This window comes from Streptomyces sp. NPDC111802, assembly GCF_055634335.1.
In genome coordinates this window covers 67,476-80,375 of record NZ_JBVKCZ010000023.1, presented here as the reverse complement: position 1 = coordinate 80,375, position 12,900 = coordinate 67,476, and the positions used below count along the sequence as shown (strand labels likewise).

Genomic DNA, 12,900 nt, shown 5'->3' with positions numbered 1-12,900 from the left:
GGAAGTGAAGCGCATGAGCGAGCCCCTCACCTGGATCGCGGCCTCCCTGCGCCGCGAGCGCACCCGGGCCGGGCTGTCGCTGTCCGAGCTGGCCAAGCGGGCGGGGATCGCGAAGTCCACGCTGTCCCAGCTGGAGACAGGCGGCGGGAACCCCAGCGTGGAGACGCTGTGGGCGCTGGGAGTCGCGCTCGGTGTGCCGTTCAGCGCGCTGGTGGAACCGCCGTCCCCGGCGGTTCAGGTGATCCGGGCCGGCGAGGGTCCCACGGTCGCCTCCGAGCGGGCGGACTATGTGGCCACCCTGCTCTCCGCCAGCCCGCCCGGTGCCCGCCGGGACCTCTACCACCTGCGCGCGGAGCCGGGCGCGGCCCGGGAGTCGGAGCCGCACATTCCGGGGAGCGTGGAGCACCTGATCGTCAGCACGGGCCGGGTGAAGGCGGGGCCCCGGGGCGAGGAGGTCGATCTGGGGCCCGGCGACTACATGTCGTATCGCGGGGATGTGCCGCACTCGTACGAGGCGCTGGCGCCCGGGACGACGTTCGTGCTCGTCATGCAGCACGTCTAGGCAGCCCGGGGGGCAAAAGGCAGGAGCCCCATTGCCTTGCGGCACGGGGCTCCTTGGGTACTGCTATCTGTTCCGGATCAAAGCACCAGGCTCCGAGACCGAATGATCAGACTGATCGGACTGATCAGACGGGGGTGACGTTCTCCGCCTGCGGGCCCTTCGGGCCCTGGGTCACGTCGAAGGAGACCTGCTGGTTCTCCTCCAGCGAACGGAAGCCGCTCGCGTTGATCGCGGAGTAGTGAACGAAGACGTCGGGGCCGCCGCCTTCCTGGGCGATGAAGCCAAAGCCCTTTTCGGCGTTGAACCACTTCACGGTTCCGGTAGCCATAAGCCCTCCTTGGGCCCAAAGGGTTGCCCTGCTCCAGAACCCTGCAAGTGTGAAAACAAGTGCCGCACAACTGCATACGTCTGAAAACGACGAGAGCCCGCGGTTACATGCTCCGCAGGCTCTGTACTGCAAGGGAAACCAAACTGCAACTTGCGGCGAGCCTAGCACGCAGGCAGCCGAAAGCAATAGAGGTCAAGATCACGTCACCCGGACGTTTGAAGCCCCGTGTCTGGATTGACGGTGTGGTGGTGACCTGGGCGTCACCGGAGAGTCGCCACCCTGAGGGCTGCACGCTACCTCAAAGGGTCTAGCCTCGCGATGTGGACAATTCTCGCACCCGGCCGCGCGTAGGCCACATCCAGTTTCTGAACTGCCTGCCCCTGTACTGGGGGCTCGCGCGAACGGGCACCCTGCTCGACTTCGAGTTGACCAAGGACACGCCGGAGAAGCTCAGCGAGCGGCTGGTGCGGGGCGACCTCGACATCGGGCCGATCACCCTCGTCGAGTTCCTGCGCAACGCCGATGACCTGGTCGCCTTCCCCGACATCGCGGTCGGCTGCGACGGCCCGGTGATGTCCTGCGTGATCGTCTCGCAGGTGCCGCTGGACGAGCTGGACGGCGCCAGGGTCGCCCTCGGCTCGACCTCGCGCACCTCGGTGCGCCTGGCCCAGCTGCTGCTCGCCGAGCGCTACGGCGTGCGGCCCGACTACTACACCTGCCCGCCCGATCTCAGCCTGATGATGCAGGAGGCGGAGGCGGCCGTACTCATCGGAGACGCGGCACTGCGGGCGAACCTGCTGGACGGGCCGCGCTACGGCCTCGATGTGCACGACCTCGGCACGCTCTGGAAGGAGTGGACCGGTCTGCCCTTCGTCTTCGCGGTCTGGGCTGCGCGCCGGGACTATCTGGAGCGCGAGCCGGCCATCACCCGCCAGGTCCACGAGGCCTTCCTCGACTCCCGCAACCTCTCCCTGGAGGAGGTCGGCAAGGTCGCCGAGCAGGCGGCCCGCTGGGAGGCGTTCGACGAGGAGGTCCTGGAGCGGTATTTCACGACCCTCGACTTCCGTTTCGGCGTCCCGCAGCTGGCGGCGGTGGCGGAGTTCGCGCGGCGGGTGGGACCGACGACAGGATTTCCCGCGGATGTGAAGGTGGATCTGCTCCAGCCGTGAGCGGATCCGCCGCGGTGGGAAAGGGCGGGGTGCTCGCGCACTAACCTGCTGGGGGAGTTCCACTGCGGCATTCGAGTGCCCATGGGGCCGTACGGGGGAGGGGTGGACGCCGATGCAGCCGCTCGGAGTTGACGAGCCCACGGTCATCGGGCCGTACCGGCTGCTCGGCCGGCTCGGTTCCGGCGGCATGGGGCGGGTGTACCTGGGGCGCAGCGCGGGCGGCCGTACGGTCGCGGTCAAGATCGTGCATCCGCACTTCGCCCTGGACGAGGAGTTCCGCGCCCGCTTCCGCCGCGAAGTGGCGGCGGCGCGCCGGGTGGGCGGCGCGTGGACGGCGCCCGTCCTGGACGCCGATCCGGACGCGGCGGTGCCGTGGGTGGCCACGGTGTACGCGGCGGGTCCGTCGCTGTCGTCCGCGGTCGCCGACGCGGGGGCGCTTCCCGAACATTCGGTACGGGCGCTGGGCGCGGGGCTCGCCGAGGCGCTCGCGGCGGTCCATGGACTGGGCCTGGTGCACCGGGACGTGAAGCCGTCGAACGTCCTGCTGACGCTGGACGGCCCCCTGCTGATCGACTTCGGTATCGCGCGGGCCATGGACGGCACCGCGTCCCTGACATCGACCGGAGTCTCGATCGGCTCCCCCGGATACATGTCGCCCGAGCAGATCATCGGCAAGGGGGCCACGGGGGCGGCGGACGTCTTCTCGCTGGGCGCGGTGCTGGCGTACGCGGCGACCGGGGAGCCTCCCTTCTTGGGGGACTCGTCGGCGGCGCTGCTCTACAAGGTCGTCCACGAGGAGCCCGAACTCGACGCGCTTGACGGCGAGTTGCGGGAGCTGGTGGCGGCCTGTCTGGCGAAGGAGCCCGGTGCGCGGCCCACCCCGGGTGACGTGGCCCGGCGGCTGGCGCCGGAAGGGGCGGCTCGGCTGGTGGCGGGCGGATGGCTGCCGGGGGAACTGGTCGAGCAGGTCAGCCGTGGTGCCGTGCGGCTGCTGAATCTGGAGGCGGGGGAGGACGTCGCGTCGGGGCCGGTGGCGTTCAGCGCCCCTTCGCAGGGGGTGCCCGGGACGGCCGGGGCGGATGCGCGTGCGGCGGCCGGGCGGTTCGGGCCGCCGCCCGTGATGCCGGCGCCGCTGCCCGAGACCCCCGCCGCCGTACCCGAACCCCGTGACGCCACGCCTCCCGAGGACGCCGTCCCGTCGGCCGACCCCCGCCCCGGGAAGCTCTCGCTGTCCGTCGCGGCGGCGTCGACGCCGGGGGAGGGCGGCCGTGGGCGGCGGATGAGCTGCACGGTGGCGCTGGCGGTCGCGGGGGCGCTGGCGGCGGTGACCGTGGGGTCGGTGTTCGTGTTCGAGCTGTTGCCGGACGACGGCGACAACAACGCGGACAGTGCCGGCACCGGGGCCTACTCGCCGATGCCGACGGCCGGTTCGAGCAGCGCCGACAGCGCCTCAGCCGCCGTCCCCGAGCGCTACCTCGGCACCTGGGAGGGCAAGGCCACCGCCCTGGACGGCGCCCTGCCCGCCGGTACCTTCCGGCTCACCGTGCACAAGGCCGACGTGGGCGACGAGTTGGGCACCCTGCGGCAGACCGACCTGCTCGGCGGCGTCTGCAACGACGTACTGACCCTGAAGCAGGTGACGGCCAAAGCGCTCGTCGTGACGTCCGTGGGCCGCAAGACCAACCACGGCGGCTGCAATCCGACACCGCACACGGTCCGGATCACACCGGCCGGCGACGACCTGGTGTACCGCTCGGAGAGCAGTGACGAGGGCAATCCCGAGGCGCGGTTGTCGAAGGTCGAGTAGTGGGGCGTTTCGTGGGGATGAGCACGCTCGTCGTGATCGTCGCGGCCGGACTGTGGGGGGCGGCGGCGGGTGCCCTGCTGCCTCGGGCCGCCTACCGGTTCTCCGTGGACGCGGAGGAGGTGTGGCGGGGGCGGTGTCCGGACGGGCACCCCGTCCCGGGATGGCTGGGGCGGGCCCGGTGCTCGCGGTGTGCCACGCGATACGGGCCCGGCGTCGCCCTCGTCGCCCTCACCACCGCCCTGTTGTGCTCCGTCCTCGCCGCGGCCACCGACACCCGTCCCGAACTGGCCGTCTGGCTGCTGCTCACTCCGGTGGGCGTCCTGCTCGCGCTCGTCGACCACCGGGTGCGCAGGCTGCCCGACGTGCTCACCCTGCCGCTCGCGGGCGCCGCGCTCGGGCTGCTCGGCGTGGTCGCCCTGGTGCCGGAACACGCCGGGGACTGGCCGACGGCACTGTGGGCCTCGCTCGCGCTCGGCGCCGGCTACTACGTGCTGCATCTCATCAACCCGGGCGGCATGGGATTCGGCGATGTGAAGCTCGCGCTCGGGGCAGGGGCGGTGCTGGGCTGGTACGGCTGGGCGACGGTCATGCTCGGCACCTTCGCCGGGTTCCTGTTCGGGGCGCTGTACGGCTGGGGGCTCGTCGTCCTGCGGCGGGCGGGGCGCAAGTCGGCGATCCCGTTCGGGCCGTTCCTGCTCGGCGGGGTGTACGCCGGGCTGCTCATCGGCGCGTACGCGGCCTGACCTCCGGGCGGCGAAAACGCTGGCGTAGGCTGGTCGGGTCCGTCCAACCCCTTGACGAAAGGGACGCCCCGGTGACCGAGAAGGCCGACTTCACGTCGTTTGATGTCACAGCCGTCCTCGACCGTGCCGCCGAGGGCGGGCGCATCACGCCCGAGGAAGCGCTGGACCTGTACCGCCACGCCCCGCTGCACGCGCTGGGTGCCGCCGCCGACGCCGTGCGCCGCCGCAGGTACGCGGGCACCGAGCACATCGCGACGTACATCATCGAGCGCAACATCAACTACACGAACGTCTGTGTGACGGCGTGCAAGTTCTGCGCCTTCTACGCCGCCCCCAAGGACACGGCCAAGGGCTGGACCCGAGACCTGGACGACATCCTGCGGCGCTGCGCCGAGACCGTCGAACTCGGCGGCACCCAGATCATGTTCCAGGGCGGCCACCACCCGGACTTCGGCGTGGAGTACTACGAGAAGCACTTCGCGGCCATCAAGAAGGAGTTCCCGCAGCTCGTCATCCACAGCCTGGGGGCGAGCGAGGTCGAGCACATGGCCCGGATCTCCGGCGTGTCGGTCGAGGAGGCCATCACGCGGATCCACGAGGCCGGCCTCGACTCCTTCGCGGGCGCCGGCGCCGAGCTGCTGCCCGAGCGGCCGCGCAAGGCCATCGCCCCGCTGAAGGAGAGCGGCGAGCGCTGGCTGGAGATCATGGAGATCTCGCACCGGCTGGGTGTGGAGTCCACCTCCACGATGCTGATGGGCACCGGCGAGACCAACGCCGAGCGCATCGAGCACCTCCGGATGATCCGTGACGTACAGGACCGGACGGGGGGCTTCCGGGCCTTCATCCCGTACACCTACCAGCCCGAGAACAACCACTTGAAGGGCCGTACGCAGGCCACGATCTTCGAGTACCTGCGGATGATCGCCATCGCGCGCCTCTTCATGGACAACATCGCCCACATCCAGGGCTCCTGGCTGACCACGGGCAAGGAGATCGGCCAGCTGTCGCTGCACTACGGCGCGGACGACCTCGGCTCGATCATGCTGGAGGAGAACGTCGTCTCCTCGGCCGGTGCCAAGCACCGCTCCAACCGGATGGAGATCATCGACCTGATCCGCAAGTCGGGGCGGGTGCCGGCCCAGCGGTCGACGACGTACGAGCACCTGGTCGTGCACGACGACCCGGCGAACGACCCCGTCGACGAGCGGGTCATGTCTCACATCTCGTCCACCGCGATCGAGGGCGGCACGGCCCACCCCGAGCTGAAGATCCTCGCTTCCAACTGACGTACTCGTGCTGACGATTCACGCGGACTCCAGGGGGCGGGCGCTCGCCGTCGAGGGCGCGTGGATCGCGGACGCGGGGCAGCTGGAGGAACTCGTCGCCGCCTTTCCGCGAGCGCGGGTACGGCAGTGGCCGGGCATCCTCACGCCCGGCCTGATCAACCTCCACGGCAACGAGCTGCTGGAGGCGGCCTACCATCCCGATCCGCGCGAGGCCGATGAGTTGGGGACCGAGCCGATCACCGGGGATGCGCTGGCGGCCCTGGCCATGGACGACACCCGCTGGGGCGCGAGCGCACGGCGGTGTGTGCAGCGGATGCTGGCCCACGGCACGGTCCGGGCGGCGTGCGAGGAACTGCGCAACCGCGCGGTCCGGGACGCCGTCCACCGCTCGGGGTTGGCGATCACGGGCAGGCTGGGCCGCCCCGGCGGGACGCCGGCGCTGGACCCGTACGACTCCGGGTGGCCGGTGGAGTTCGCGGAGCCGAGGGAGCGGAACTCAGCCGCCCGTTTCGCGGTGTTCGACGTACGGGACGAGGCGGAACTGGCCGAGCGCGGCGCGGGGACGTGTGTGGCGACGGTGGTGGACGGCCGGTTGGTCTACCGCCGACGGTGAGGAAACGCCCCCGCTTTCACCCCGAGAACGCCTCCGCGAACGCCCCGTCCTTCTGATCCACCCCGCTGCAATTGGTCAACGCGTCATCCGACGACGAATCGTCATCGCACTGCCGATCCCGGAATGCCGCCCACATCGACACCCACCCGATCCCCTTCTCCTCGGCGAACTTCCGCACCTGCGCCGCGTCGTCGAGCGTGAACGTCTCGTTGTCCACGTCATTCGTACCGAGCATCGAGGTCAACGCCATGGCCTTCCACGCGGTCGCGTCCGGCGTGCCGAAGATCTCCTTCAGCTGGGTGTGCGTGGCCTTGGCCGAGGTGAGCGCGTAGTCGCCCATGTCCCCGTCGTACGACTCGCCGTAATTCATCGTCATGATGTTCACGGTGGAGACCTGGACGTCATGCTCGTTGGCCGACTCCAGCAGCGCCACGCTGTCGTCGTCAAGGCCGGACGGCATCACCGGCAGCGTGAAGGAGACCTCCAGCTCACTCCGCTCCTTCTGCAGCAGCGCTATCGCCTGCGAACGCAGGTCCACCGAGCCGGAGTCGGTCAGCTCGTCGCCCTCGATGTCGAAGTCGGCCCGTGAGGAACCCGCCGCGTCCAGCGCCTTCCCGTAGGCCTCCGCCAGCTCGGACGCGCTGTCACAACTCGCCGCCAGCTCCTTGCCGGAGGCGCCGCCGAAGGAGACACGGACGGTGGCACCGTCCTGAGTGAGCCGGGAGCTACGGGACTTCACGGCCGGGTCGGAGATGGCGGTGGTGCCGTTCCACCTGGGGGTGCAGTCACTGCCCGCCGAGATGACGAAGGCCAGGTTGTACGTCGCCGGGGAGCCGGCGGAGTCGTTCTCGGAGGCCTCGGTGGCGCTGACGTAGGGCGCGTACGACGTGCTCGACGACGTGCTCGGCGAGGCGCTCGGCGAGGCGCTCGGCGAGGCGCTCGGTGAGGGCGACGTCTCGGCCTGCGACGGCTTCGGCGGCGCCGCGTCCGCCGTCCCGTCGGAGCCCGCGGAGCACCCCGTGATGGCCAGTGCGAACATGCAGGTGAGCCCGGCCGTCGCCGTCAGGAAACTCCGCATTGCGCCTGTACCCGCTTTCGTGATTTCTGTCCCAGGCTGGGAAATGCCATACGGGCCCGGGGCGCAAATGTCTCACAGTCCGCTGGGACCGAACCTCCAACTCCCCTCACATTGCTGTGAAGTGCGCGGTCGTTCGCAGAAACTCTCAGGAAACGTACAGGTTAAGGCGTTTCTCATGGGCGTCTCACATAAAAAGAGAGCCGTGGGCACATAAAGGCTCCCTAGCATCCGGGGAATGCATTCCGAGCCTGCCATCGAAAACCGCGCCGCCGAACGCCGTGTGCGCGGTCGCCGCCGCAAACGCGGCAACGGGTCCGCCGAAGGGCCCGTGTTCGTTGACAACTCCGGACGCCGCTCCAAGCTGCTGCGGCGCCTCGGCCTCCTGCTCGGCGTGGCCTGTCTCGGCTACGCGGTGGTGCTGGGCATGGCCTTCATGGGCTTCGGCACCTCGCTGACCCCGTCCCAGCTGCGAGCAGCCCCAGGGCGGCCTCGGCAACCCGGTCGCCCCGCCCAGCGGCACGCCGTCGGCGCCGCCCTCGGGCGCCCCCGCCTCGACCGCGTCCGCCGACACGTCCGCCAACTGACCGGAGCGCAGCCCCACTCATGACTACGACGACGCCCTCCCGTCGCCGCCGCCGCGCCCCCTCCCGCATCGAGCGGGTGGCGGGCCGGGCCGCCGCCCTGCAGAAGCCCCGGGTGATCCTCGCCGGCCTGCTCCTGCTCGCCCTGACCAGCGTCATGCTGCTCGACGGCTATCTGCGTGCCGAGGTCGGCGGCGACCAGCGGGTGCGCACCGGGGCCGGCTCCGGCAAGGTGCCCGACAAGGTCCTCGACGGCGGGCCGATCCTCACCTTCCGGGGCGGTCAGGCCACCACCGTGTCCGTGCCGGAGAAGACGATCGCGCTCACCTTCGACGACGGTCCGAACCCCACCTGGACACCGCAGGTCCTGGCGATCCTGAAGAAGTACGACGTGCCCGCCACCTTCTTCGTGGTCGGCTCGATGGTCTCGCGCTACCCGTCGATCGTCGGGGACATGGTCGAGCAGGGCAACGAGGTCGGCATCCACACCTTCACCCACGTCGACCTCTCCTACCAGAGCGACGCCCGTGTCGACCGCGAGATGCAGCAGACCCAACTCGCGCTGGCCGGCGCGGCCGGCATCACCACCACGCTGTTCCGGGCGCCCTACTCCTCGGAGACGGACGCCATTGACAACTACAGCTGGCCCGTCTACAAGAAGCTCGGCGAGGACGGCTACACCAGCGTCTTCGTCGACACCGACAGCGACGACTGGAAGCGGCCGGGCGTCTCGAAGATCATCAAGTGGGCCACACCGGAGGACGGTGAGGGCGCGTCCGTCCTGTTCCACGACGCGGGCGGCGAGCGGTCGCAGACGATCAAGGCGCTGCCGACGTACATCGAGAAGATGAAGGCGAAGGGCTACACCTTCACCACGATCAGCGGCGCGATCCAGAAGGAGGAGGCGGCGAACGGCGAGCAGGCCGGCGCCGCTCAGGCGGGTGGCGTGCAGGTCGGCGGTCAGCAGCCCGGCGGCCAGGCGCAGCAGGGTGGTGCGAACGGACAGGCCGGTGCGGTGGGCGCGGGGACCTCGAACCTCCAGGCCGCCCACCGCGAGGCCACCGGCGTGACCCTGTACGAGGGCAGGGCCCTGATCGGGGCGGTGGCCGTCGCCGAATGGACGGTGCCGGTGCTGTCGGTCGGCCTCCTCGTCGTCGGCGTCGCCGTCATGGGCCGCTTCGGCATGATGCTGGTCCTCGCCCGGCGCCACTACCGGCAGCGCAACAGACGCCGGTTCAGCTGGGGACCGCCGGTGTACCAACCGGTGAGCGTGATCGTCCCGGCGTACAACGAGAAGGAGTGCATCGCCAACACTCTTGAATCGCTGTCGAAGAGCACCCACCCGATCGAGATCATCGTGGTCGACGACGGCTCGACGGACGGTACCTCCGAGATCGCCCGGAACGCGGCCCACGAACTGGGTATGACCAACGTCCGAGTCATCCGCCAGGAGAACGCGGGCAAACCGGCCGCGCTGAACAACGGTGTGCGCAGCGCCAGTTACGACATCGTCGTGATGATGGACGGCGACACGGTCTTCGAGCCGGACACCGTACGCCGGCTCGTGCAGCCCTTCGCCGACCCCGAGGTCGGCGCGGTCGCCGGCAACGCCAAGGTCGGCAACCGCAACACCGTGATCGGCGCGTGGCAGCACATCGAGTACGTGATGGGCTTCAACCTCGACCGCCGTATGTACGACCTGCTGCGCTGCATGCCCACCATCCCCGGCGCGATCGGCGCCTTCCGCCGTGAGGCGGTCCTGGAGGTCGGTGGCATGAGCGAGGACACGCTCGCGGAGGACACCGACATCACCATCGCGATGCACCGCGCGGGCCGGCGGGTCGTCTATCAGGAGCACGCACGCGCGTGGACCGAGGCGCCGGGTTCGTTGAAGCAGCTGTGGTCGCAGCGCTACCGCTGGTCGTACGGCACCATGCAGGCGCTGTGGAAGCACCGCAAGTCCCTGACGGACAAGGGACCTTCGGGCCGCTTCGGCCGGGTCGGCATGCCGCTCGTCGTCATCTTCCAGATCGTCACGCCGGTGTTCGCGCCGCTCATCGACGTGTTCACCGTCTACTCGATGATCTTCGTCGACTTCAAGGCGGCCCTGCTGGCGTGGCTGGCGGTGCTGGGAGTGCAGCTGCTGTGCGCGGCCTATGCCTTCCGCCTCGACCGCGAGCGGTACCGCTACCTGCTGATGATGCCGCTGCAGCAACTCGCCTACCGGCAGATGATGTACCTGGTCCTCATCCACTCCTGCATCACGGCGATGACGGGCGGCCGGCTGCGCTGGCAGAAACTGAAGCGCACCGGTGAGGTGGGCACGTCGGCGGGGGTGGGCTGATGAGCTGGGAGCAACAGGGGTATCAGCAGCCGCAGCCGTATCAACAGCCGTATCAGCAACCGGGGTACCAGCAGCCGGGGTACCAGCAGGGCTACGGCCTGGGTTACGCCGAGGAGTACGGGTACTCGGGGTACGCGCGGGCGATGGAGCCGGAAGCGGTGCCGGAGCCTGTGGTTCCGGCGCCACCCGCAGTCGCCGAGGCGGAGGAGGAGAAGCCTCCGCCTCGGCCCCCGGGCCGCGACCGCTATTTCGACACCCTGCGCGCTGTCGCCCTGATCCGCGTCGTCACCTACCACACCTTCGGCTGGGCCTGGGCGGGCATGGTCTTCCCCTCGATGGGGGTCATGTTCGCCCTGGCCGGCACCCTGATGGCGAAGTCGCTGGAGCGCCCGCCGCTGAAGGTGGTGCGCAGTCGGCTGTGGCGGCTTCTGCCGCCCTTCTGGTTCTGGGGCCTCTTCGTGGTCGTGGCGATGCTGATCCACGACTGGATGCCCGGTTGGCAGATCGTCTACTGGATCGTGCCGCTGGGCGACCCGCCGGGCAACGCCTGGGGCGAGCAGGCCTGGGAGATCCTCTGGTACCTCAGGACGTATCTCTGGTTCGTCCTGCTCTCTCCGTTGCTGCTGCGTGTGTTCCGCCTGGCCCCGGTAGCGGTGCTGCTGCTGTCGCTGGGCCCGATCCTTGTCTTCTCCCTCGCCTGGGAGCCCCCGGACAACCGCTTCGGCAACGCCCTCACCGATCTGGCCACCTTCCTCTTCTGCTGGATCCTCGGCTTCGCACACCGCGACGGCGTCCTGCGGCGCCTCAAGCCGTTCACCGTCGCCGTCCTCTCGCTCGCCGCCCTCGCGTACGGCGGCTGGTACGCCTTCACCCACCAGGCCGGGACGGGCTCCTACGACCTGGACGACATCCCGCTCGCGCAGGCCTTCTGGTCGGCGGGCTATGTGACGCTGCTGATGTACGCGAAAGAGTTCTTCCGGATCGACTTCGCCCGGCTGACCCGCTTCCGCCGCACGGACCGCCTCGTCACGGTCTTCAACGCGCGCGCGGTGACGATCTACCTCTGGCACGAGATCGCCCTGATCCTGGCCGTCCCGCTGATCGACCAGTTCTGGAACGTACCCGCGTTCGAGAGGTACCTGCCGCTGGAGAGCCAGTGGTTCATGTTCGGCATCGGCTGGCTCCTGATCGCCGTCTTCGTGCTGCTGTGCGGCTGGGTGGAGGACGTGGCCGGGAAGAAGAAGCCGACGCTGCTCCCGGGAGGGCGTACTGCGACCCCGTGTGGCCGTACTGCCACAATGGGCCCGTGACCCGCGCATCCCTGGACAAGCAGCCGCACGAAGTCGCCTCGATGTTCGACAACGTGGCGGAACGGTACGACCTGACCAACGACGTGCTGTCGCTCGGCCAGGACCGCAGATGGCGCAAGGAGGTCGCGAGGGCCGTCGACGCCCGCCCGGCGCAGAAGGTCCTCGACCTGGCCGCCGGTACGGCCACCTCCTCGCTGCCCTTCGCGCGGACCGGCGCGTACGTCGTGCCCTGCGACTTCTCCCTCGGCATGCTCCAGGTCGGCAAGCGCAAGCACACCTGGCTGCCGTTCACGGCGGGCGACGCGACGAGGCTGCCGTTCAAGGACGACACCTTCGACGCCGTGACGATCTCCTTCGGGCTGCGCAACGTCCAGGACTTCGACGCCGCCCTGCGCGAGATGTACCGGGTGACGCGGCCCGGCGGCCGGGTTGTGATCTGCGAGTTCTCGCACCCGACCTGGGCGCCCTTCCGCACCGTCTACACCGAGTACCTGATGCGCGCCCTTCCCCCGGTCGCGCGCTCGGTGTCCTCCAACCCCGACGCCTACGTCTATCTCGCCGAGTCCATCCGCGCCTGGCCCGACCAGCCGGCCCTCGCCGAGCGGCTGCGCAAGGCGGGCTGGTCGAAGGTGGCGTGGCGGAATCTGACGGGCGGGGTCGTGGCCCTGCACCGGGGCTTCAAGCAGAGCTGACCACGGGGTACGGATCACCGGGCTCGTCCAGTTCGCGCTGCAGTCCGCCAGAGGGCGGCCACGGTGTGCGCGGCTCGCGTACGCCTCCGCCGCCCTCGCCCTCACCCTCGCCGAAGTCGAACCAGATGTAGACCATCGAGTCCCGCGGCACCTCGGCACCGGGCTGGGGGTACTGGCGTACGACGTAGTCGACGACGACGAGCGTGAAGTCCGGCCGGTCCGGTGTGTTGAGGATCAGGCCGTGCGACTTCGCCGCCTCGCGCGCGTCCATGGCCATCAGTCCGACGAGTTTCGGTACTCGCACCTCGGACGTTTTGGGTGTTATACGCACAGATGTCACCCCCAGCGGTAGTGGCAGAGTAACCGCCAGGGGGTGGCGACCGGAAG

The 12,900-nt window shown here is 69.8% G+C and carries 13 protein-coding genes; 10 read left to right on the top strand and 3 right to left on the bottom strand.

What is annotated here, in order from left to right; all coding sequences use genetic code 11:
• Nucleotides 1-13: 13 nt before the first annotated feature.
• Nucleotides 14-562 (top strand): helix-turn-helix domain-containing protein, encoded by a 549-nt coding sequence (locus ACZ7NC_RS24965; RefSeq protein ID WP_471491357.1) that lies wholly within the window; start codon nucleotides 14-16, stop codon nucleotides 560-562.
• A 124-nt stretch (nucleotides 563-686) separates the two neighbouring features.
• On the opposite strand, the gene ACZ7NC_RS24960 is transcribed toward ACZ7NC_RS24965, so the two are convergent.
• Nucleotides 687-890 carry a cold-shock protein gene (locus tag ACZ7NC_RS24960; RefSeq protein WP_003992177.1) on the bottom strand — a complete coding sequence of 68 codons (204 nt, stop codon included), beginning with the start codon at nucleotides 888-890 and terminating at the stop codon, nucleotides 687-689.
• Between the two features lie 320 nt (nucleotides 891-1,210).
• On the opposite strand from ACZ7NC_RS24960, the gene ACZ7NC_RS24955 reads away from it, so the two are divergent.
• The 5 genes from ACZ7NC_RS24955 to ACZ7NC_RS24935 all read left to right on the top strand — a co-directional run bounded on the left by ACZ7NC_RS24955 (nucleotide 1,211) and on the right by ACZ7NC_RS24935 (nucleotide 6,508).
• Complete coding sequence (locus tag ACZ7NC_RS24955) at nucleotides 1,211-2,059, top strand: menaquinone biosynthetic enzyme MqnA/MqnD family protein (RefSeq protein WP_471491355.1); 849 nt, start codon at nucleotides 1,211-1,213, stop codon at nucleotides 2,057-2,059.
• Nucleotides 2,060-2,171: 112 nt separating this feature from the next.
• Nucleotides 2,172-3,866 (top strand): serine/threonine-protein kinase, encoded by a 1,695-nt coding sequence (locus ACZ7NC_RS24950; RefSeq protein ID WP_471491353.1) that lies wholly within the window; start codon nucleotides 2,172-2,174, stop codon nucleotides 3,864-3,866.
• A gap of 17 nt (nucleotides 3,867-3,883) precedes the next feature.
• A complete protein-coding gene (locus tag ACZ7NC_RS24945; RefSeq protein ID WP_471491351.1) occupies nucleotides 3,884-4,609 on the top strand; it encodes a prepilin peptidase in 726 nt (241 codons plus the stop codon).
• Between the two features lie 71 nt (nucleotides 4,610-4,680).
• Nucleotides 4,681-5,895 carry a cyclic dehypoxanthinyl futalosine synthase gene (gene mqnC / locus ACZ7NC_RS24940; RefSeq protein ID WP_471491349.1) on the top strand — a complete coding sequence of 405 codons (1,215 nt, stop codon included), beginning with the start codon at nucleotides 4,681-4,683 and terminating at the stop codon, nucleotides 5,893-5,895.
• Between the two features lie 7 nt (nucleotides 5,896-5,902).
• Nucleotides 5,903-6,508: a hypothetical protein gene (locus ACZ7NC_RS24935; protein WP_471491348.1), complete on the top strand. Its 606-nt coding sequence runs from the start codon at nucleotides 5,903-5,905 to the stop codon at nucleotides 6,506-6,508.
• Nucleotides 6,509-6,524: 16 nt separating this feature from the next.
• On the opposite strand, the gene ACZ7NC_RS24930 is transcribed toward ACZ7NC_RS24935, so the two are convergent.
• Nucleotides 6,525-7,586: a chitinase gene (locus ACZ7NC_RS24930; protein ID WP_471491346.1), complete on the bottom strand. Its 1,062-nt coding sequence runs from the start codon at nucleotides 7,584-7,586 to the stop codon at nucleotides 6,525-6,527.
• A 235-nt stretch (nucleotides 7,587-7,821) separates the two neighbouring features.
• Between ACZ7NC_RS24930 and ACZ7NC_RS24925 the strand changes: the two genes are divergently transcribed.
• The 4 genes from ACZ7NC_RS24925 to ACZ7NC_RS24910 are packed head-to-tail and all read left to right on the top strand — an operon-like array spanning nucleotide 7,822 to nucleotide 12,513.
• On the top strand, nucleotides 7,822-8,193 hold the full coding sequence (locus tag ACZ7NC_RS24925) for a hypothetical protein (protein ID WP_471491345.1): 372 nt from the start codon (nucleotides 7,822-7,824) through the stop codon (nucleotides 8,191-8,193).
• Nucleotides 8,190-10,511, top strand: a complete 2,322-nt coding sequence (locus tag ACZ7NC_RS24920) for a bifunctional polysaccharide deacetylase/glycosyltransferase family 2 protein (RefSeq protein ID WP_471491343.1) — start codon at nucleotides 8,190-8,192, stop codon at nucleotides 10,509-10,511. The genes ACZ7NC_RS24925 and ACZ7NC_RS24920 overlap by 4 nt, the downstream gene beginning before the upstream one ends.
• Nucleotides 10,511-11,821, top strand: coding sequence for an acyltransferase family protein (locus tag ACZ7NC_RS24915; protein WP_471491341.1), 1,311 nt, complete (start codon nucleotides 10,511-10,513; stop codon nucleotides 11,819-11,821). The genes ACZ7NC_RS24920 and ACZ7NC_RS24915 overlap by 1 nt, the downstream gene beginning before the upstream one ends.
• Nucleotides 11,818-12,513, top strand: coding sequence for a demethylmenaquinone methyltransferase (locus tag ACZ7NC_RS24910; protein ID WP_471491340.1), 696 nt, complete (start codon nucleotides 11,818-11,820; stop codon nucleotides 12,511-12,513). Before ACZ7NC_RS24915 ends, ACZ7NC_RS24910 begins: the two co-directional genes overlap by 4 nt.
• Here ACZ7NC_RS24910 and ACZ7NC_RS24905 read toward each other — a convergent pair.
• Nucleotides 12,500-12,817, bottom strand: coding sequence for a PASTA domain-containing protein (locus ACZ7NC_RS24905; RefSeq protein ID WP_471491338.1), 318 nt, complete (start codon nucleotides 12,815-12,817; stop codon nucleotides 12,500-12,502). The genes ACZ7NC_RS24910 and ACZ7NC_RS24905 overlap by 14 nt on opposite strands.
• Nucleotides 12,818-12,900 lie beyond the last annotated feature (83 nt).

Coding starts and splice junctions, on each gene's coding strand:
- ACZ7NC_RS24915 (WP_471491341.1), top strand. CDS start 10,511: ATGAGCTGGGAGCAACAGGGGTATCAGCAGCCGCAGCCGTATCAACAG.
- ACZ7NC_RS24925 (WP_471491345.1), top strand. CDS start 7,822: ATGCATTCCGAGCCTGCCATCGAAAACCGCGCCGCCGAACGCCGTGTG.
- ACZ7NC_RS24930 (WP_471491346.1), bottom strand. CDS start 7,586: ATGCGGAGTTTCCTGACGGCGACGGCCGGGCTCACCTGCATGTTCGCA.
- ACZ7NC_RS24960 (WP_003992177.1), bottom strand. CDS start 890: ATGGCTACCGGAACCGTGAAGTGGTTCAACGCCGAAAAGGGCTTTGGC.
- ACZ7NC_RS24965 (WP_471491357.1), top strand. CDS start 14: ATGAGCGAGCCCCTCACCTGGATCGCGGCCTCCCTGCGCCGCGAGCGC.
- ACZ7NC_RS24950 (WP_471491353.1), top strand. CDS start 2,172: ATGCAGCCGCTCGGAGTTGACGAGCCCACGGTCATCGGGCCGTACCGG.
- ACZ7NC_RS24945 (WP_471491351.1), top strand. CDS start 3,884: ATGAGCACGCTCGTCGTGATCGTCGCGGCCGGACTGTGGGGGGCGGCG.
- ACZ7NC_RS24920 (WP_471491343.1), top strand. CDS start 8,190: ATGACTACGACGACGCCCTCCCGTCGCCGCCGCCGCGCCCCCTCCCGC.